Origin of the sequence: Bacteroides ndongoniae, assembly GCF_900108345.1 — a bacterium.
Classification (GTDB): domain Bacteria; phylum Bacteroidota; class Bacteroidia; order Bacteroidales; family Bacteroidaceae; genus Bacteroides; species Bacteroides ndongoniae.
Window position 1 is genome coordinate 1,288,629 of sequence record NZ_FNVV01000014.1, and the last position, 20,380, is coordinate 1,309,008.

The window sequence follows — 20,380 nt, forward strand, 5'->3', positions numbered from 1 at the left end:
TTGTTTATTTGCTTTCCTTTACCTTCTTGGCTGTCTTAGCTGTAGTAGCAGCCTTCTTGGCAGTTGTTTTCTTTTCGGGTGCCAATTTAGCTAATTTAGCCTGTGCCTTTTCCAACTCCTTATTCAGCTTCTCAATCTCATCTCCCTGATTCTTGATAGTAGTCAACAAAGCATTCAGCTCTTCATTGTCTATATCTACAGGATAAAGAGAATCTACACGTTTGATGAAGTCACCCAGAATATTCATATAATTGGTAAAAGCATCGTATGGCGACTCATAAATGCCTCGATTCAGCCCCACACCACTGTTTTTAGTTGTCATAAAACGGAAGTTGTTACTTGCCTGCAAGTAATCCCAATCCTGCTTTATACGGCGATCATCGCAAAGATGTACACGCTCTGCCACACTATACAGTTTATTAAAGGCTTCACGTTGCATAGCATTACCCAACCAGCAGCTTGTATCTCTTTCCTCATCTACCCAAGACATCGGATAAGGTACGTCAAGCTGAGATACAGACTTCAGCTTGGTGACGATTTCGATCGGTGTAGAGAAAGTAATGCCTTTTTCCTTTGCATAAGCCGGCAATGCCTTCAAGAATTCCAATATATTGGAAGACAACGGTTGCGACATACCCAATGCACAAAGCTCCATAAAGATGTTGATTACCTGTTCTTCCTGTGGCAGCGAATCAATCCAACCAATATATTTATCTGCAAACAACGGATATTCATTCCACTCTGAATTGGAGAAGCGCAAACTGATGTCATCGGACAACTTATAGTCGCGCAACAGCAACTTCAAGTTAGGATTCATGTTGCAATGATATACATAATGCGGACTCTTCCAACCCAGGATGTATTTAGCACCTTCGGTCAGCATTCCCTTGAATCCCATGCTGGCTACCATAGCACCTATTTCATCATTATAGATCAAACTTGAATTGCGGAATACCTTAGGTTCCTTACCAAACATTTGTTTCATCTTGGCACTCTGGCGCATAACTTCCTCTTTGAAGCAATCTTCATTGGCCAACGAAGAAAGGCCATGAGAATAAGGCTCTGCCAGGAACTCACAACAGCCAGTTTCATTCAACTGATGCAATAAGTCGATAACAGCCGGAGCATGAATTTCCAATTGTTCCAATGCTACGCCCGAAATAGAAAGTGCAACCTTGAATGTTCCACCGGAATTCTTGGCCATCTCGATAAGCGCATTCAAAGCCGGGATATACGAACGTTCAGCTACTTCATTAATGCTGGTTTCATTGGCGTAATCATCATAATAATAATGATCATTGCCTATATCAAAGAAACGATAACGTTTCAGATGAATAATTTGATGTATTTCAAAATAAAGACAGATTGTTCTCATTTCTAAATATTGTTTTAGTGTTTACCTATAGTTTCTTAACACATCCTCGTAAAGGGCACGGATTCTCAGGCCCACTTTCTCCCAAGTAATTCCATCCACTTCCTTCTTTCCTTCTTCCTGCAAATAATGGAAAAGCGAAGGATAGTTACAAATGGCATAAATAGCGTCAGCCATTGCATGAATATCCCAATAGTCAACCTTGATAACATTATTGAGAATTTCACCGCATCCCGACTGTTTGGATATGATAGAAGGCGTACCACACTGCATCGCTTCCAACGGGGCTATACCAAAAGGCTCGGAAACCGAAGGCATCACAAACACATCGCTATCCTTATACACTTCATATACCTGCTTCCCTTTCATAAAACCCGGGAAATGGAAACGGTCAGCAATACCACGCTCAGCCACTAAATTAATCATCGCATTCAGCATATCGCCCGAACCTGCCATCACAAACCGGATGTTACGGGTACGCCGCAAAACCATAGCTGCCGCCTCAACAAAATATTCCGGTCCTTTCTGCATGGTAATACGCCCTAAGAAAGTCACAACCTTTTCTTTGGTATGTTCCGGACGAGGAATATCCTGATACTCTTGAGAAAGCGGATATACAGCATTGTGCATGGCAAACACCTTACGCGGATCCTGATGATATTCGTTGATAACAGTACGTCGTGTCAATTCAGACACACACATAATGCAATCTGCATAGTCCATACCGTTCTTTTCAATGGAATAAACCGTAGGATTCACCTTACCGCGCGAACGGTCGAAATCAGTAGCGTGTACATGAATACACAATGGTTTTCCACTAACCATCTTGGCATGTACACCGGCCGGATAAGTCAACCAATCGTGAGCATGAATAATGTCGAACTGCTCCTTACGAGCTACTACACCAGCTATAATAGAGAAATTATTAATTTCTTCATGCAGATTTCCCGGATAACCTCCGGCAAACTCCATACAGCCCATATCGTTCACATGCATATACGAAAAGTCTGCATAAATATGATCCCGATATGCATAATAGTCTTCAGGTGTCATCTGCCCATACAAACGTGACTTCAACGTGTCATGATCAAAATCACGCCATACAATAGGCACCTGATTCATTCCAACAATTTTCAGAAACTGTTCTTCCTGTCCGGTAGGTTTAGGCATACAGAAAATCGTTTCCATATCCCCCTGCAGACTCAAGCCTTTCGTTATACCATACGAAGCTACAGCAAGGCCACCATATATTTTGGGAGGAAATTCCCAACCAAACATTAATACTCTCATCCTTTTTCCTCCTCATATAATTTTAATTTCGACAACAATTTCAATATTCTCAGAATTTCGGCCACATTCATTGCAAACGACACAGCGCCACGTCCTGTAAAAGGAGGATTCCCGTCAAACAGTTCCGGCAAAGTTCCGATGCAGTGACAGGTCATTTCGTCTTCCATACCAATCAGGTAACGCTCTACAAATGAGATTCCGCTCATTTTATAGATACGCAAATAAGCCTCCATATAGAAACCCATCAGCCACGGCCACGCACTTCCCTGATGATAAGCATAATCGCGTTGAATCTGTGGACCTACATAATAAGGATTGTATCCACCGCTCTTCGGACTAAGAGTACGCAAGCCTTTGGGAGTAAGCAATTCTTTTGTTACAATATCCAGAACTTGCTTCTTCTGCGAACGGTCCAACGGAGAGTAGTCGAATGCTACAGTAAAGATCATGTTGGGACGGACACTCCAATCCATCATATAACCATCCACATAATCGAAAAGGTATCCGTATTCGTTACGGAATACACTTACAAATGATTTTCCTGCAGTCTCAGCCTGCATGTCCAGTTCATCAGCAAGAGCAGTATTTCCTCCTTCGCGCGACATATCAGCTACAAAACGAAGTGCATTATACCACAGAGCATTAATTTCAACTACATACCCTGTTCTCGGAACTACAGGACGTCCATTGGCTGTAGAGTTCATCCATGTTACCGCCTTTTCAGTTCCGTTAGTATAAAGCAACCCGTTATCATGCAAAAAGAGGTTATCATGTTTTCTTCCACGGATATAAGCCATTATATCCTCTAACAAATTACCGTATTTTTCACGGCATTGCTCGCGCGAAGTAGCTTTAGCATATTGTTGCAGCGTCCACACAGCCCACAGCAGAATGTCCGGATGCTCCATCTCATAAATTTTGTAGGTACGTGGTTCGCCATTCATGAATTCATAAATAGCTTTTGTAGCAGTCCGCATCACATCCTCGAATTCATCAAGTTCACCAATCGCTAATGTAAGGCCTGGCAAAGAAATAAACAAATCGCGCGCACGGCATTTGAACCATGGATAACCGGCCAGAACATAATGTTCATCACCTTGCTTATTATGGAACTGATGTGCTGAATTTACCAAACAATGGTAGAAGCTGTCCCGTGGAGTACGGTCTGCAACTTCTGCTTCAAAAGTCTGCTTCAGCTTGCGAGTCGACACTTCGGATATACCAGCAGAGAAAACAATACTTTCCCCCTTCTTGATATCCACTTCAAAATACCCGGGAACATACAAATCTTCATTAAAATCGTAACCGCGTTCCTGCTCTTTGGCATACTCAATTCCACGATACCAGTCTGGCTGAAAATGGAATTCGTTTTTCTTATTCAACTGCATGAATAATTCAGGATATCCTGGATACATGCAAGTCTTTATTCCATTTTCTACAAGCTGATAATCGCGACTTGCCTGAGCATTCTCATGGGTATATTCGCGCACACTGCGGAATGCCAGGAAGGGTCGAAAACGAAGAGTAGTTGCCGAGTGGGCATCAACCAAGGTGTAACGGATCAGAATCCGGTTCTCATGATGTACAAAAATCTTTTCTTTACGGAGGATAACGCCTCCTACACGGTAAGTAGTTGCCGGGATATGCTCACAATCAAACTCACGAATGTACTTATGGCCATTCGGACTGTAGTGATTGCCTTGATATTTATGCAAACCCAGGTTAAACTCTGCACCATGCTGAATTACCGTTTCATCCAAAGAAGATAGCAGCACATGATTTTCATCGTCTAAGTTGGGGACAGGAATCACCAACAGTCCATGATATTTGCGTGTGTTACAATCTACAATAGTTGTACAATGATAAGCGCCCGATTTATTTGACCGCAAAATCTCCCTTGGCAAAGATTCTTGCAGGTTAATCATCAGGGTCTTGTCAAATCGTAAATAACTCATAGTTGTGCTATTATTTAAAGGTTAATTATTCAGGCCAAACACCGCTACACAACGTGTAGCTGTGCCAAAAGTACAAATTAATGCCTATAAACAAAATAAAAAGTCCGATTTTTTTCGGTTTTTACCCAAATAATCAGTAGTATTGTAGAAAATAAAGAAAAATCTGTGAAATATGAAACCTGATATACGTAGAATGGCGTTAGCCACAGCCGTTCCATTGTTCATCCTATTTATTATGTATATATTAAAAATATTGGAGGTTGGCATGGATTGGGAGTTCACAAAGCTAGGCATATATCCAATGCAGCAAAGAGGCGTGTTCGGCGTTTTCGCACATCCACTGGTGCATAGCAGCTTCAAACATTTGTTTGCCAACACCCTGCCTTTTTTCTTTCTTTCATGGTGCCTGTTCTATTTTTACCGGCAAATTGCGCCCTACATTCTATTTCTCATCTGGATCTGTTGTGGCATATTGACTTTTTGCATTGGGAAACCAGGTTGGCACATCGGTTGCAGCGGTATAATCTACGGACTGGCATTTTTTCTTTTCTTCAGTGGACTGCTACGAAAATACGTACCACTCATTGCCATTTCGCTACTGGTGACATTCCTTTATGGCGGACTGGTATGGAATATGTTTCCACAATTTGCCAAAGCATCTACTTCCTGGGAAGGACATCTTAGCGGCGCCATTGCCGGCACGCTTTGTGCCATCATCTTTATGAAACGTGGTCCTCAACGCCCCGACCCATTTGATGATGAGGAAGAAGATTCCGATACTGAAAATGAAGAAGAATCCAGCGAAGAAAACACTGATCCGTCAGACGAAAGTCTTACCCAAGACAGCAGCGTTCATCCAACAGCATCAACATACATCTCTCTTTAAAAGCCTGCGATAAGTTGCAAAAGTAGCCACAACAGACCTAAAACTCTGAATGAATAGCACGCTTAAGAAACAATAAAAAAACAAAAAGAGGTACAATCTTTTTACAACACATATCGATTATATCTAACTTTGCCATGAAAATACGAAGAGGAAAACATTATGGATACAATGTTCGATACTTTATTGCAGCTTCCACTCTTTCAAGGTCTGGCCCAAGAAGATTTCACCTGTATATTGGAAAAAGTCCGACTGCATTTTATTAAGCACAAAACTGGAGAAGTTTTCATCAACGCCGGTACCCCATGTGATCAGTTGGTCTTTGTACTAAACGGCGAAATAACCTCTTCCACCATAGTAGAAGGTTCGTACAGTCTCATTGAAGTCATTCAGGCTCCTTGCCTAATTGAGCCCTACTCAATGTTCGGAATGACCACGAATTATATATCGACCTACACTGCGCGCACTGTTGCACATACGGTTAATATCAGCAAAAGCTTTGTAATGAACAACTTGTTCAAATATGATATTTTCCGACTGAACTACATGAACATCCTCAGCAACCGTTATCAAATTCTGCATAAACGCTTATGGAGTCCTGTAGGAGCCAGTCTTGAAATACGCATCATTGATTTTATACTTAATCATATAGAGCGTCCGTATGGAGAAAAAACCCTTAAAATCAAGATGGAAGAACTGGCACGGATCACAAACGACACTCGAATCAGCGTATCAAAAACATTAAATAGCATGCAGGAAAAAGGACTGGTTGAATTGCACCGAGGAGAGATTTTTATTCCTGATGCAACTTTATTAGCTAACTCGCGTCAATAAAAAGCAAAGCTGAGATAAAAAAAAGAGTTTTTCTTCCCATCCTCATTCCCTTCAAGCTGCATTCACATTTCAATAAAGAAATTATCTGCCAGAAGAACGGGATTAAAAGTGGAAAGAAAAACTCTGGAAAAACGGCTTCCTTATTCCCACTCGATAGTCGAAGGTGGTTTGGAAGAAATATCGTAGGTTACTCGATTTACGCCTTTCACCTTATTTATAATATCATTGGAAACCTTTCCCAAGAACTCATAAGGCAGATGCGCCCAATCGGCAGTCATCGCATCGGTCGAAGTCACGGCACGCAAAGCTACGGCACGTTCATAAGTCCGTTCGTCGCCCATCACACCCACCGATTGAACAGGAAGCAAGATAACGCCTGCCTGCCATACCTGATGATAGAGGCACGTTTCGTCTCCGTCGGCATCTTTCACTTTCCAATCCCACAAGCCGCGAATAAAAATATCATCAGCATCCTGCAAGATACGTACTTTCTCACGTGTGATATCGCCCAGAATACGTACTGCCAATCCCGGTCCCGGGAAGGGATGACGTCCTATCAGGTGTTCAGGAATACCCAATTCACGACCAACCCGACGTACTTCATCTTTAAACAGCCACTTCAACGGTTCGCAAAGTTGCAAATTCATTTCCTTAGGCAAACCACCCACATTATGGTGACTCTTGATAACCTTACCTGTAATATTCAGACTTTCGATACGGTCAGGATAAATCGTTCCTTGTGCCAACCAACGGGCATCGGTAATCTTATGAGCTTCGGCATTGAACACTTCCACAAAATCGCGACCTATAATCTTACGCTTCTGCTCCGGATCAGTTACTCCTTCCAAATCTTTGAAGAACTTGTCACTGGCATCCACACCAATCACATTCAGGCCAAGGCATTCGTAATCGTGCATCACATTCTGGAACTCATTCTTACGAAGCAAACCATGATCCACAAAAATACAAGTCAGGTTCTTGCCAATGGCACGGTTCAGCAATACCGCCGCTACCGAAGAATCAACTCCGCCGCTTAAGCCCAAAATAACACGATCATTGCCCAGCTGTTCCTTCAATTCTGCTACAGTTGTATCTACAAACGAAGCAGGGCTCCACGTCTGATGGCAACCGCAAGCTTCGACTACGAAATTTCTCAGCATCTGAGTTCCGTCTTCGCTATGGAACACTTCGGGATGGAACTGTACTCCCCACATTTGTTCGCCCTCGGCCTGGTAAGCAGCAATGCGCACCTTGTCTGTCGAAGCAATAACTTTAAAATTGTCAGGAATAGCTGTGATGGTATCGCCATGACTCATCCACACTTGTGAATTATCGCGCACGCCGTGGAAAAGCAGGTTATCTTTTTCGAACGTCTGCAAATGAGCACGTCCATACTCACGGCTACCAGCTGGTTCTACCTTTCCGCCATTCGTATAAGAAATGAACTGTGCACCGTAACAAATACCCAAAATAGGATACTTACCACGAATACCAGTCAGATCCACCTTAAAGGCGTTTTCGTCGTACACAGAAAAGGGACTTCCCGACAGGATTACTCCCTTCACGCTTTCATCGTCGTGCGGAAACTTGTTATAAGGCACAATTTCGCAATAGACGTTCAGTTCGCGTAAGCGGCGTCCGATGAGCTGCGTAGTCTGCGAACCGAAATCAAGAATGATAATCTTCTCTTGCATATAATGTCAATAATGGTTTTATAAATAATTGGCAAATTTAGCAAAAAGCCATCGAATACGTTCTATTTTAGAAGCAAAAATGATAAAAAGGAATCAGACATTCATCGAAAACAGGCTTTCAAGCAAAGCACTATCAGCTGTAAAAGCTGGCTCTTACCGGTTTTTATCGGTTTGCCTGGCTCTGTTCTTTCAATAAGTCGCGGATTTCAGTCAGCAGTATCTCTTCTTTCGAAGGAACAGGAGGTGCCGGTGGAACAGCATCGGCCGCTGCCTTCCGTTTAGCAGTAATACGTGTAATCAACTTAATAAAAAGGAATATGGAGAAAGCGATAATCAAGAAATCAAAGGTCATCTGCAGGAAGTTTCCATAATTCAAAGTCACCGCAGCAATCTCTTTCCCGTCCACCACACAAGCAGGTTTCATAACCCACTTCAAATCGGTAAAGTTTACACCTCCCACCAACAGACCGAAAACTGGCATAATGATATCTGCCACCAACGAAGAGACAATTTTGCCAAATGCCCCACCGATAATCACACCGACAGCCATATCTACCACATTTCCCTTCATGGCAAATGCTTTAAAATCTTGCAAAAATTTACTTTTTCTCATCTTTTGAATTATTTAATAATGATTTTAAGCACGAATATAAAAACATTTTCTTACTTTTGCACCGCAATTCGGAAAGAATTGTCTGGATAAACTCGAAAGTTTATTTTTAAACATTATAAAACCCTTAAAAGTTTAAACAAAATGATTAAAGTAGGTATTAATGGATTCGGACGTATCGGACGTTTCGTATTCCGCGCAGCTCAAAAAAGAAACGATATCCAAATCGTTGGTATTAACGACCTTTGCCCGGTAGATTACTTGGCTTACATGCTGAAGTATGATACAATGCACGGTCAATTTGACGGTACAATCGAAGCTGATGTTGAAAACAGCAAGCTGATTGTAAACGGCAAAGAAATCCGCGTTACAGCTGAAAAGAACCCTGCTGACTTGAAATGGGATGCTGTAGGTGCTGAATACGTAGTAGAATCTACAGGTCTGTTCCTGACTAAAGAAAAAGCTCAAGCTCACATCGAAGCTGGTGCAAAATATGTAGTTATGTCTGCTCCTTCTAAGGATGACACTCCGATGTTCGTATGCGGTGTTAACGAAAAGACTTACGTTAAAGGTACTCAATTCGTATCTAACGCTTCTTGTACTACTAACTGTTTGGCTCCTATCGCTAAGGTTCTGAACGACAAATGGGGTATCACTGATGGTTTGATGACTACAGTTCACTCTACAACTGCTACTCAAAAGACTGTTGACGGTCCTTCTATGAAGGATTGGAGAGGTGGTCGTGCTGCTTCTGGCAACATCATCCCGTCTTCTACTGGTGCTGCTAAGGCTGTAGGTAAAGTTATCCCGACTCTGAACGGCAAACTGACTGGTATGTCAATGCGTGTTCCGACTTTGGATGTATCTGTAGTTGACTTGACTGTAAACTTGGCTAAGCCTGCTACTTACGCTGAAATCTGCGCTGCTATGAAGGAAGCTTCTGAAGGCGAACTGAAGGGTATCCTGGGTTACACTGAAGATGCAGTTGTTTCTTCTGACTTCTTGGGTGACACTCACACTTCTATCTTCGATGCTAAGGCTGGTATCGCTTTGACTGATACTTTCGTTAAGGTTGTATCTTGGTACGACAACGAAATCGGTTACTCTAACAAAGTTCTCGATCTGATCGCTCACATGGCATCTGTAAACTGCTAATTGACAGTAAAAAACATCAATATGTAGGCGACTTCTTCGGAAGTCGCCTATTTTTTTTCCAAAAACTCTTCTTCTTTGCCCGACATTCTCCTATAATTACCGAAAAATGAACGCGTAAAAACGGAACAACTAGAGCTTTATAGTGCAACAGTTACTGCACTCACAGTGCAATAGTAAGTGCACTCGCAGTGCAGTAGGCAGTGCACTCATGCGGCATAAGTTATTCGGGAAAAAAATCGTATCTCCTTTATTGCCCAGAGCTGTTTCAGAGCACCATACATTCCAACCTACCGCTTCAAACACAATCATAATAAAACCCATCCGAAATCTTACATACTATTCTGAATGAGCAAATATCAGGCATTCAAAAAAAATACGAAAGATTCCGGATGGGTTACATTACGTTAAGCCGACATACAAGCTCCGGTGTATATTTCAGCTGTCTTACGCCCCAAGGAAAGACTCCTTTCCTTACAGCTCGTCCGGCCACGGACAAGGTTCCCCACTATTCTTAAAGGTAGGACGCTGGGCATCGACCTTGCGCAGATACTCACCCAGTTCCTTGGACAGACGGCGTACGATGTCGGGATGCTGAGCAGCCACGTCGTTCTTCTCACCGATGTCTTCGGGAATGTTGAACAATTCCTTCTTACCCGTTTCATAATAGTAAACCAACTTCCAGTCATCCTTGCGGATGGCACAGTCCAAATTGATGCCCGGTCCATCGTTACCCCAGATATTGGGGAAATTCCATACCAATGCACGGCCTTTCGAGGGGTCGCCCGTTCCTTTCAGCAAGGGCATGAAGCTGACACCGTCCAGCGGAGCAACTGTCTTGTAGTCCTTTACTCCGGCCATTTCGAGCAGGGTCGGATAAAAGTCTTCAATCATGAGGTACTTGTCGCAACGTGTATCGGGCTTCACCACACCCGGCCAGCTAACAATCATCGGCTCGCGGATGCCGCCTTCATACAAAGAACCTTTACCGCTGTTCAACGGATAGTTCTGCGTATGTATTTCACCGTCTCTCCATTCCGGTTCAGCAGCCAAACCACCGTTATCGCTCATAAAGATGACGACAGTATTGTCTGCCTCGCCGTTCTTCTCCAGCCAGTCCATCAGGTCACCCAGACTTTTGTCCATTCCCTCAATAAGCGAAGCGTATGCGGCTTCCTTGTCCGTCAGTCCCTTACGGACGTATTTTGGGAAAAAACGCATATCCTTGTCAATAGGGATATGGATGGCATAATGGGACATGTACAAATAGAATGGCTGGTTATACTTCTTGGCCTTGTCCAACGCCTTGATGGCTTCACGCGTCAGGGCTTCGGTAGCAAAGACACCCGTACCCCAGTAATTCTCCAGTCCGGGAATGGACATCAGCGAATAGGCCTTGCCGTCGCGCGTATGTCCGTAGTTCCGTTCGCTCAGGTAAGTGGCCAGTCCTCCGGCGGCATGACCGGCGATGTTCACCTCGAATCCCCAATGGGTAGGATTCTCTCCCGGAGTGTCAATGGACCCCCAATGTGCCTTGCCGCAATGAATGGTGTGATAACCACTCTGGCGGAGCAGTTCCACAAAGGAGGTGCCTACGTAAGTATTATTCACCCCTTCCACCTGACTGACACCGTTATAGTTCCAATCGGGCAATTCCACCGTCTCACTCTTGCGGTCGGTCTGCTTGTCACGTTCCAATGTCCAGTTAGTCACCCGGTGACGGGCATTGTTGGCGCCCGTAATCAAGCTGCAACGGGTAGCCGAACTGATATTACAAGCGTATGCCTGCGTAAACATCATCCCCTGTTTGGCAAGCCGTTCCATGTTCGGTGTTTCGTACGCCTCGTTGTAGTGTGTCTTTTGTGTCCAGAAAGGCAAAGAAGTGTCTTGCCATCCCATATCGTCCACCATAAACAGGATGATGTTGGGGCGTTTCTGTTTTTCTGCCGTCCGGTTCCCTGTTGTCCCCCATCCGTTTACCACAGGAGCCAAAGGGGTCAGAGAAAATGCTGTCAACAAGAATCTGTTCATAATTTATATAGTGATTAAAGGTTAGTAATCTTTTGTGACTGGTCGCCAACAGTTAGCGGTGAACAGGTGCAGTCAGCATCCATGCGGAATGACAGTCTGCCACTGACCGCCTGCCAGTTCCGTTCAATTAGAATAGATACTGAAATCCCTGATTTGCGGAGTGTCGGTACACTGCTCCACCACCAAACGGAAGGCAGAAGCCTCCACCGGCTCGAAGCTCTCGATGCGTTTGTGTCCCACCGAAGTACCCTTGGCCACAGTTACCCACTTCCCGCCAACTCGGGCTTCCACCCGATAGGCACGGATGCGTTCCCCTTGGCTGATATCTTCCTGCAAGATATAATAGTTAGCCGTCTGACTGTCCTTCAAATTCAGCAAAAGTTTTTTGGCCTTACCAGAAGTTTGTACCAGCGGCGTACCGAAGCGGCGGTCTATCTCCTCCCCCCATTCTTTCAACCGCTTCACATCGCCTTCGGGCAGCAAGCCGTCCGGATTGGGTGTAAGGCCTACAATCAGGGTGGCATTACGTCCCACCGACTTCTCATACATGTCCATCAGGTTCTCCAGCGGATAGACGGCCTTGTCGTCATCACCCGGTTCCCAGAACCATTCGTGACGGCCGTTGTAGCCGCGCAGAGGGGTATCAGCCATGGCAGGCACCCAATATGCGCCGTTTTCGTCACCATGTGCCAGCAGTTCATTATGATTTCTTACACCTTCGTTCGCATTGCTGTGACTGTAGGGATAAGGGAAAGCAGACCAGCAGGGATAACCTACCGTCCCACTCTCCGAACCTCCCCAACGGAAATCCGCACGGTTCACATTATGGTAGAACAGACATTCCGGCTGATACTTGGCCACAATAGGTTCCACATCGGGCCCCAATCCTTTCGGATCGTCGGCTCCTCCATCAAACCAAATCATGAACAAGTCGCCATAACGGGTACACAATTCCGTCACCATCTTCTCGCAAAGGCGCTTGTACCATGCCTGGCGGTTACGGGCAAACTCTCCGTCGCCTTCCGCCTTGAAATTATGGATGCCCAACAATGAATTCCAACGAATACCGATGTAGATACCCGGCTGAATGCCGTACTTACGGCAGGAATTCACAAAGTCACGTACTACGTCGCCTTTGCCGTCGCGCCATTTCACAGCCTTCAGACAGTAAGGATTCACATCACTCTGCCACAAACCAAATCCAGTCTCATGGGTAGCGGTCAACACAGCAAACTTGGCGCCGGCTGCCTTGGCCGCCTCAATCCACTGGTCCGTATCTAGTTGGGTAGGATTGAAGATATTATAATCCTCTATGGGATTGATGCGGTTGTTGCCCTGTCCATATACCAGTCCGTCGAACACATGCAGGTCATAATGGAACACGACACCCATCTCCGCTTCATGCCACTTCAACTGGTGAGGGGCAGGCACAGGTTGAGGATTTGTCTGCGAATGGACTGACAAGACCAACAACAAGCTACTAAACAAACCTATAATTCTTTTCATAATCATTCTTTTTTCTATCAAATCTATATATTTACTCATACCTATTATTCTTTGCCGCTTTGGTCTTCATTCAGTTCCTTGTAATACTTGATTCTTTCATGCCAAGGCTTGTCCTCCAGCGGAAACACCTTATGGCTTTCAGCCCAAGCATTCCACTCGCCTTCCAGTGTCTTCACTTTCTCCGGATAGCGGGCAGACAAATCCTCCTGTTCAAACGGGTCTGTATCCAGATTTATCAATTCCCAGGGAGAATTCCGGTCATTGCGCACCAGCTTCCAGTTATCCGAAATGACGGCACAAGAGCTCTGATGCTCAAAATATAAAGTACGTTTCTGCAACTCACCGTTCTTTATGGCCGGCAACAGGCTTATGCCGGGCAGGTCGGCATGTCCGAACTTCCCGGACGGATAAACGCCCGAAGCCAGGTCGACGCAAGTAGGCAGCAGGTCGATGACATGAGCCGGCTGATTGCAATATCCGCCTTTCACCTTGTTCCTAGCAGCATCGCCATAGGCCAGGATAAAGGGCGTACTGGTACCTCCCTGATAGCACCACTGCTTGTAACTGCGGTAAGGCGTGTTGGACAAATCTGCCATCAGTTGCCCCAGATAGCCGCCTTCCAGTGTGGAACCGTTGTCGCTCAGGAACATAAAGACAGTATTATCCAGATTCCCCTTTTCACGGAAAGCATCAATAATCCGCCCTATTCCATCGTCCATAATCTCAATCATGGCTGCATAGGTAGCCATGTCTTCAATCCATTTCTGCCGTTGTTCTTCCGTCAAATCTTCCCACGCGGGACGCTTGCCTCTGAATTCCTTGTTGTAAACCGGCAGTTCCATGTCCGACGGCACAAGTCCCATGGCTTTCTGCTTTTCAAACCGTTGTTTCCGCAATACGTCATAGCCCACCTTATAACGGTCTCTGCACTTCTCCACCCTATCGGCCGGTGCCTGAAGCGGAAGGTGCGGTGCATAGTAGGCGACATACAGGAACATCGGCACGTCTGCCCGATGCCTGCTCACAAAACTTGCAGCCGAATCCGATAAAGCCGTCGTATAATAATAATCATCCGGATACTCCGGCACCAGCGTCATATCATTGTAGAGCGGTTTGGGTTTGTAATAACTTCCCCCACCCGTCAGACAACCATAATAACGATCGAATCCCCGCTGAACCGGGAAGCTTCCATTGGGCGTATAAAAGGCACCGTCTACCGTCACATGCCACTTTCCGCACATATAAGTTCCATATCCGTTGGCCTTCATCACTTCTGCAACGGTGGGATATTCTTTCGCTATCTGCCCTCTGTATCCGGGACGGTGTTCATCCACTGCCGTCATCCATCCCATACCGACCTGATGCTGGTAACGTCCGGTCAGCAAGGAAGCACGGGTGGGACAACTTCTTCCCGTATTCTTGAACTGAGTGAAGCGCACACCTTCACGCGCCAGACTGTCCAAATGAGGAGTCTGTATCTCACTCCCGTAACATCCGATGTCCGAAAATCCCATATCATCACAAAGAATCAACACTATATTGGGAGAAGAATTCGACTGAGCCGTTATAGAAGCTGCACACAAAGAAAATGCGCAAGAAACATACATAAACCTATTCATAACAACTATACTTTAAGAGAAATCAAAGTTACTTACACCTAATATTTCTCAACCCTTAATAAGGGCAAGTTTAAGCAAGCACAAATAGAAATATTTATATCAAAAAAGGTGTACCAAAAATAAAAAATAAGCTTTAATCCCTGGTACACCTAACTTATAAATTATTCAAAAAAATCTGTTTTTACTGAATGGCATAAGCACCGGCTTCAATAGGCCAACCTGGATTCTGATAAACTACGGACGTCGAAACATCTCCACCTTCTTCGGGAGTTGACAGACGAAATACATCATAAGAAATCGGAGACAAATAATTGGCCGTTTCAAAGCAATAACCATTATTCTTGATTACATAATCGTTCTTGCCCTGCGGACGCAAATACTTGCTGACAGATGCATCATTGGGTGCCGTATATGTCTGTTTACAAGCCTCACATGCTGCTTCAAATTCAGTATGGAACTCATCCCAATAGTTCATACCTTCCACCCAATAGTTCTGCATCATGTCCAAAGCACGCCAACGATACAAATCTGCCTTACGCATACCTTCAGCAATGAACTCGCTGCGACGTTCACGACGGATGTTATAGAGCGTAGCATCTACAAGCTGAGTACCGGAATAGCGTGCCAGGTCGATTTCCTTTGTCAAATCAGTGGCAGCAATGGTCTTCTTGTAGTCAGTGTCAACACCGGCACGGCTGCGCAAAGCTTTCCAATACTTGTCAAGAGTAGCATCCTCCAATGTATTATATCTCAAGTAATAAGCTTCAATATAGTTCAGATAGGCCTCTGCAGCACGGAAAATAGGTAAAGCCAAAGGATATGCATTATTATAAACTACATCATTGTCTATCCAACCTTTGCGGGGAATATAACCGGTACTGGTCACACGGATACCACCGGCAGCAGCCGTCAAGCCCGGAAGTTGAAACATGATATCCTCGCCGTTGAAAGTCATAATCTTATCACCGGGCTTTCCAACAGAAGTCACCAAACGCAGATCGCGGTCGGTCATTGTGCTCACCAGACTCTTGTCACCTTGATAATTGGACCCTGTAGCATAGATGGGCAAACCATTGCTCATCAAATAGCTGTCGACCAGTGAACGAGTAAAACCAGTACCATCACCATGGACAAAGACAAATGTTCCTTCTTCCGTTTTAATGGATCCATAACCGTGAGTGGCTCCAACCACCTGATTCTGTACCTTGGCATCCTCACTGTACATACGCCACAACAGGACTTCACTACGTTGATTTGAAAGATCTGTCTTGTTGTACAAACCGGCATAATCGTCCATCAAAGTTGACTCATCACCTACCAATTTGGCTGATTCGATTGCCTGATCCAGGAAGAATTTGATTTCAGCATTCATATCGGTATTGAAAGAGGCAGCATCACCCGGCCATCCCGGTCCGCCCGGAACACGTGCCGTACCTGCATGGTACTTCTCCCACGTAGCTTCGTACAAAGCGACACGCGACTTGAACAACAAGGCGCATTCACGGTTCAAACGATGGGCTGTAAAACTATTTGACTTGGGGAACAGACGCTCAATGGCTTTATCCAAATCTGACAAGATGAAACGGGCTACCTCATTACGAGGCTTACGCTTGTTGGCTTCCACGTTAGCAGCATAGTCACCGTCGGTCAAAACCTCGGTCACGATGGGAAAGTCGCCGTAAGTCTTCAACAAGCTGAAGTAAACATAAGCACGGAAAAAATACATCTCGCCGATGTAATGCTTCACATTACCATCATTGCTCAGCGTACCGTTCTCAAGATTCTCGGCGGTGCGCTGCAGGAAAAGATTGCAAGTACGAATGGTACTGAAACTGCCATAGCTACCGCTGGAAGGTACCTGAACGCGCTGCGGCAGGAAGTTGTCCACTTGGCCGACAGCTGTCATGTCGTCACTATTGTTATCTGTCGTAAAATATCCGAAGGTACCTGTACCCGTACCGTGGTCGGGCAGCAGACCATACATGTTGTTACAATACGGTTCCAGCTGATTTTCGGCGGTAAAGAAGTTACCGTCCACATTGTCCGAAATAGGGGTTTTATCCAAAAAGTCTGCGCAGGAAGTACCCATCAGCAAGGCTGCAGAAAATAAGAATATATATTTCAATTTCATAATTATAAATGCTTTTATAGGTTACAATGTTACATTAATACCACAAGAGAGCGTACGGCTCAATGGATAAGTCATACCGTTCTGATACAAGGCTTCGGGGTCGAAGTTCTTGTTGATGGCAGTACCAGTCCACAGGTTGTCACCCGAGAAGAATACTCTAACACGTTCCAAACCGACCTTGTTAGTCCATGTCTTAGGCAATGTATAACCAATCTGCAAATTTTTCAGACGAATGTAGGCTGCATTCTGCAGGAACTGCGACTGACTCTGACGGTTTTGGTTGGAGGTCCAAAGAGGACGCGGATAATAAGCGTCTGTATTGGCGCCTAAGGGGTCACCTTCCGGACGGAAGAAATCCCAGTGTTCCTTATATCCCGTCGAAGACCATGCATCACCATTTACACCCCAGAATATCATACCGCTCAACAGATAGTCGCGTTTGGCCACACCTTGGAAGAAGATGCTCAAGTCAAAGCCCTTCCACTCAGCACCGATATTCAATCCGAAACGATAACGTGCCGTGCTGTTACCAATTACTTTACGGTCGCCCGGATTGTCTACCGTATTTTCACCGTTAGTAATCTTACCGTCACCGTCCAGGTCGGCATACATCATATCACCGGCTTTCCAACCGGAAGGAGCCAAACTGATACCCGGTATCGTGTTCTGATCCACTTTTTCCAGATGTGCAGCCATTTCTTCATCGGTCTTGGCCATACCTACAGATTCATAACCCCAAATCTGTCCCAATTCTTGCCCTTCATAATAAGTGCCCAGGCTCTTGCTGGCATTGGGATATTCTGTTACATGTGTACGTGAGTCGGAAAGATTGAAAGCAATATTGTAGTTGAAATCACCAATACGATCCTGCCAGTTCAGCTGAAGTTCCCAACCTTTGGTACGCAAAGCGGTATTGTTGCGGCTCGGTGCCGATGCACCTACAATCGGAGAGATTTCCTGTGCGGGACCTACCATGTCCTTGGTGTCGCGGATGAAGTAGTTGAAGTAACCGCTCAAGCGATTGTTGAAGGCTCCAAAGTCCACACCATAGTTGTAGCTATAAACGCGCTCCCAAGTCAAAAGCGAACTTACCAGTCCGGGAGCACCTGCGATATTCGATTTGCTGTCTGTGGTAAGCAACCAACGGCCACCGGCATCGGGGCTACCCACAGTTACATTCTGAATGGCATACGTAGGATAATAGGAGTTAGTATTCTGGTTACCGAGACTACCATAAGAGAAGCGAGGCTTCAACGTGTTAACCCACTTGGACATCGGCTCCCAGAAGGATTCACGGGCAATGTTCCAACCTACCGATACAGAGGGGAAAGTAGCCCAACGCTGGTCAGCACGGAAACGAGAAGAACCGTCACGACGGATGTTGAACTCGAACAGATAGCGTCCGTCAAAGTCGTAGTTCACACGACCGAAGTAACCCAAAGAAGACCATTCACCGCGATAGGCACCGTTGCTCTGCGTTCCCGTAGAAGTATTGACGTCAGGATTGCTGTCGCTCATCACGTCCGAACGCTTAGCCCACACATTATTATAACGATAACTCTCGCTGTTCATACCCACCATCACTTTCAGATTGTGTTTTTCGAGGAAATTAAGTGAATAGTCAGCATAAGCCGATGAAGTAATCATCGAACTGCGCTGCTGCTCACTATAAGCCCATGTCTTACCGGCAGCCAGATCGGCATCACCACCCAGCCATTGTTCCGGCACCGGATTGTTTTCCTTGTCATACAAATAAACGCGAGCCACGTTGTAAATATGCTCGTAGCTACCAGTACGCAAAGACAAGTCACCATGGATAGTCAACCCCTTCAAAGGAGTAAGAATTAAACTACCTTGTGTGAAATAGGTGTCGTCTTGTGTGTTGGAACGTCCGCCCGACGTCAGCTGCATCAGTTTCGGGTTACGGGTATAGTGCCCGTTGTTATCGTAAAGCGGCATGTTGGGATGCAACTTGGTTGTTTCGGAAAAGAAACGGTCGCCATACAGTTTCAGAAAGGTAGGCATACCGATGTCTTCACGGATGAAACGGCTGTTGAACTCCAAACGCATCCACTTGGTAATCTCGGCACTGATGCGGGCACTGGCATTGTAGCGTTTCTTGTTATCGTCCGCATAGTTCATCTGGCCGTCCTGGTCAAGGAAGGCACCTGATACATAATATTGTACCTTATCATTACCGCCCGACAGGCTCAGATTGTGCTCCTGACCGAAAGCCGTCTTGTCGATGAAGTTACGAGGCCAGTTCTGGTTGTCATTGGAGTTGGTATTGAATGCAAAGCAGTTGCCGGCCTGACTTAATGAAGGATCGGCCGTAGTCGTGATTTCACCACGCATATACTGTTGGATACGCTCCATCGTAATATCCGAGAAGAAATGAGCCGCACCGCTACCAAAATTGTCGATGGCACGGTTGAAATATTGGGCAAAAGTATAGGCATCCAACATGTCAGGAATGTTGGTAGGACGAGACCAGCGCAAGTTGTTGGAGTAAGAAATGCTCGTCTTACCCTGTTTACCTTTCTTGGTCGTTACCAGAATCACACCAAACGGAGCACGCGAACCGTAGATGGCAGCCGAAGCGGCATCCATCAATACAGAGATGTTGTCGATGTCCTGCGGATTCAACTGGTTAATGTCACCGGCCACACCGTCAATCAAGACAAGAGGTGAGGCACTGGAACCTGTACCCAAGTTACCCGTACCACGGATATTGAAAGAAGGACTGGCATCCAGCTTACCACCAGCATCAGGCATGCTGACATTCAGACCCGGAACAACACCCTGCAAGGCCTGTCCTACTGAAGTAACGGGGCGGGATTCCAGCTTCTTGGTGTCCACCGAAGCAACGGCACCCGTCAGGTTCACCTTCTTCTGTGTACCGAAACCAACCACTACCACTTCGTCCAGCATTTGATTGTCTTCTTCCAATGTGACTGAATAGGATTTCTGCGAAGGATTGATTATAATCTCAACCTCCTTATAGCCGATATAGGAAACGGCCAAGACTCCGTTTGACGGAACATCTTTAATGGTAAACGAACCTTCCAAGTCGGTTATCACACCGTTGGAAGTGCCCTTGACAACCACACTGGCACCAATAATGGGCTCATTCTGTTTGTCTGTGACTTTACCTGTAATAGTAAGATGCTGGGCATGCATGGAAATACAACACCATAGCATCAGAAAGAAAATAAGGTTTCTTTTCATGTTTTTCCTTTTTAAAGTTAGACAATGAGGTTATTTCGATTACAAAATTAAAAGACCAACGACTAACAGGGCATA

The 20,380-nt window shown here is 45.3% G+C and carries 13 protein-coding genes; 3 read left to right on the forward strand and 10 right to left on the reverse strand.

What is annotated here, in order from left to right:
- Positions 1-4: 4 nt before the first annotated feature.
- From BQ5591_RS16185 to BQ5591_RS16195, 3 genes are read right to left on the reverse strand one after another with little or no spacing between them, the layout of a single operon-like run.
- The gene (locus tag BQ5591_RS16185; protein ID WP_071150098.1) at positions 5-1,375 is read right to left on the reverse strand and encodes a glycoside hydrolase family 57 protein; all 1,371 of its coding nucleotides are present in this window, start codon (positions 1,373-1,375) and stop codon (positions 5-7) included.
- A 21-nt stretch (positions 1,376-1,396) separates the two neighbouring features.
- Positions 1,397-2,662 (reverse strand): glycosyltransferase family 4 protein, encoded by a 1,266-nt coding sequence (locus tag BQ5591_RS16190; RefSeq protein ID WP_071150099.1) that lies wholly within the window; start codon positions 2,660-2,662, stop codon positions 1,397-1,399.
- Entirely contained in the window at positions 2,659-4,617 is a 1,959-nt protein-coding gene (locus BQ5591_RS16195) for a glycogen debranching enzyme N-terminal domain-containing protein (protein ID WP_071150100.1), read from the reverse strand. The genes BQ5591_RS16190 and BQ5591_RS16195 overlap by 4 nt, the downstream gene beginning before the upstream one ends.
- A gap of 172 nt (positions 4,618-4,789) precedes the next feature.
- On the opposite strand from BQ5591_RS16195, the gene BQ5591_RS16200 reads away from it, so the two are divergent.
- Positions 4,790-5,503 carry a rhomboid family intramembrane serine protease gene (locus BQ5591_RS16200; RefSeq protein ID WP_071150101.1) on the forward strand — a complete coding sequence of 238 codons (714 nt, stop codon included), beginning with the start codon at positions 4,790-4,792 and terminating at the stop codon, positions 5,501-5,503.
- A gap of 159 nt (positions 5,504-5,662) precedes the next feature.
- A complete protein-coding gene (locus tag BQ5591_RS16205; RefSeq protein ID WP_071150102.1) occupies positions 5,663-6,334 on the forward strand; it encodes a Crp/Fnr family transcriptional regulator in 672 nt (223 codons plus the stop codon).
- A 140-nt stretch (positions 6,335-6,474) separates the two neighbouring features.
- Here BQ5591_RS16205 and guaA read toward each other — a convergent pair whose 3' ends face one another.
- Both guaA and mscL read right to left on the reverse strand, forming a co-directional pair.
- A complete protein-coding gene (guaA, locus tag BQ5591_RS16210; RefSeq protein ID WP_071150103.1) occupies positions 6,475-8,028 on the reverse strand; it encodes a glutamine-hydrolyzing GMP synthase in 1,554 nt (517 codons plus the stop codon).
- A gap of 163 nt (positions 8,029-8,191) precedes the next feature.
- On the reverse strand, positions 8,192-8,641 hold the full coding sequence (gene mscL, locus BQ5591_RS16215) for a large-conductance mechanosensitive channel protein MscL (RefSeq protein WP_022162641.1): 450 nt from the start codon (positions 8,639-8,641) through the stop codon (positions 8,192-8,194).
- Between the two features lie 141 nt (positions 8,642-8,782).
- On the opposite strand from mscL, the gene gap reads away from it, so the two are divergent.
- On the forward strand, positions 8,783-9,793 hold the full coding sequence (gene gap, locus BQ5591_RS16220) for a type I glyceraldehyde-3-phosphate dehydrogenase (RefSeq protein WP_022162642.1): 1,011 nt from the start codon (positions 8,783-8,785) through the stop codon (positions 9,791-9,793).
- A 471-nt stretch (positions 9,794-10,264) separates the two neighbouring features.
- Here gap and BQ5591_RS16225 read toward each other — a convergent pair whose 3' ends face one another.
- The 5 genes from BQ5591_RS16225 to BQ5591_RS16245 form a co-directional block, all read right to left on the reverse strand.
- Entirely contained in the window at positions 10,265-11,821 is a 1,557-nt protein-coding gene (locus tag BQ5591_RS16225) for a sulfatase (protein WP_071150104.1), read from the reverse strand.
- Positions 11,822-11,944: 123 nt separating this feature from the next.
- Complete coding sequence (locus BQ5591_RS16230; protein ID WP_071150784.1) at positions 11,945-13,327, reverse strand: alpha-L-fucosidase; 1,383 nt, start codon at positions 13,325-13,327, stop codon at positions 11,945-11,947.
- 44 nt (positions 13,328-13,371) lie between these two features.
- On the reverse strand, positions 13,372-14,934 hold the full coding sequence (locus BQ5591_RS16235; RefSeq protein ID WP_235817137.1) for an arylsulfatase: 1,563 nt from the start codon (positions 14,932-14,934) through the stop codon (positions 13,372-13,374).
- 193 nt (positions 14,935-15,127) lie between these two features.
- Positions 15,128-17,077 (reverse strand): RagB/SusD family nutrient uptake outer membrane protein, encoded by a 1,950-nt coding sequence (locus BQ5591_RS16240; protein WP_071150106.1) that lies wholly within the window; start codon positions 17,075-17,077, stop codon positions 15,128-15,130.
- Between the two features lie 21 nt (positions 17,078-17,098).
- Positions 17,099-20,305, reverse strand: a complete 3,207-nt coding sequence (locus BQ5591_RS16245; RefSeq protein WP_071150107.1) for a SusC/RagA family TonB-linked outer membrane protein — start codon at positions 20,303-20,305, stop codon at positions 17,099-17,101.
- Positions 20,306-20,380: the final 75 nt, after the last annotated feature.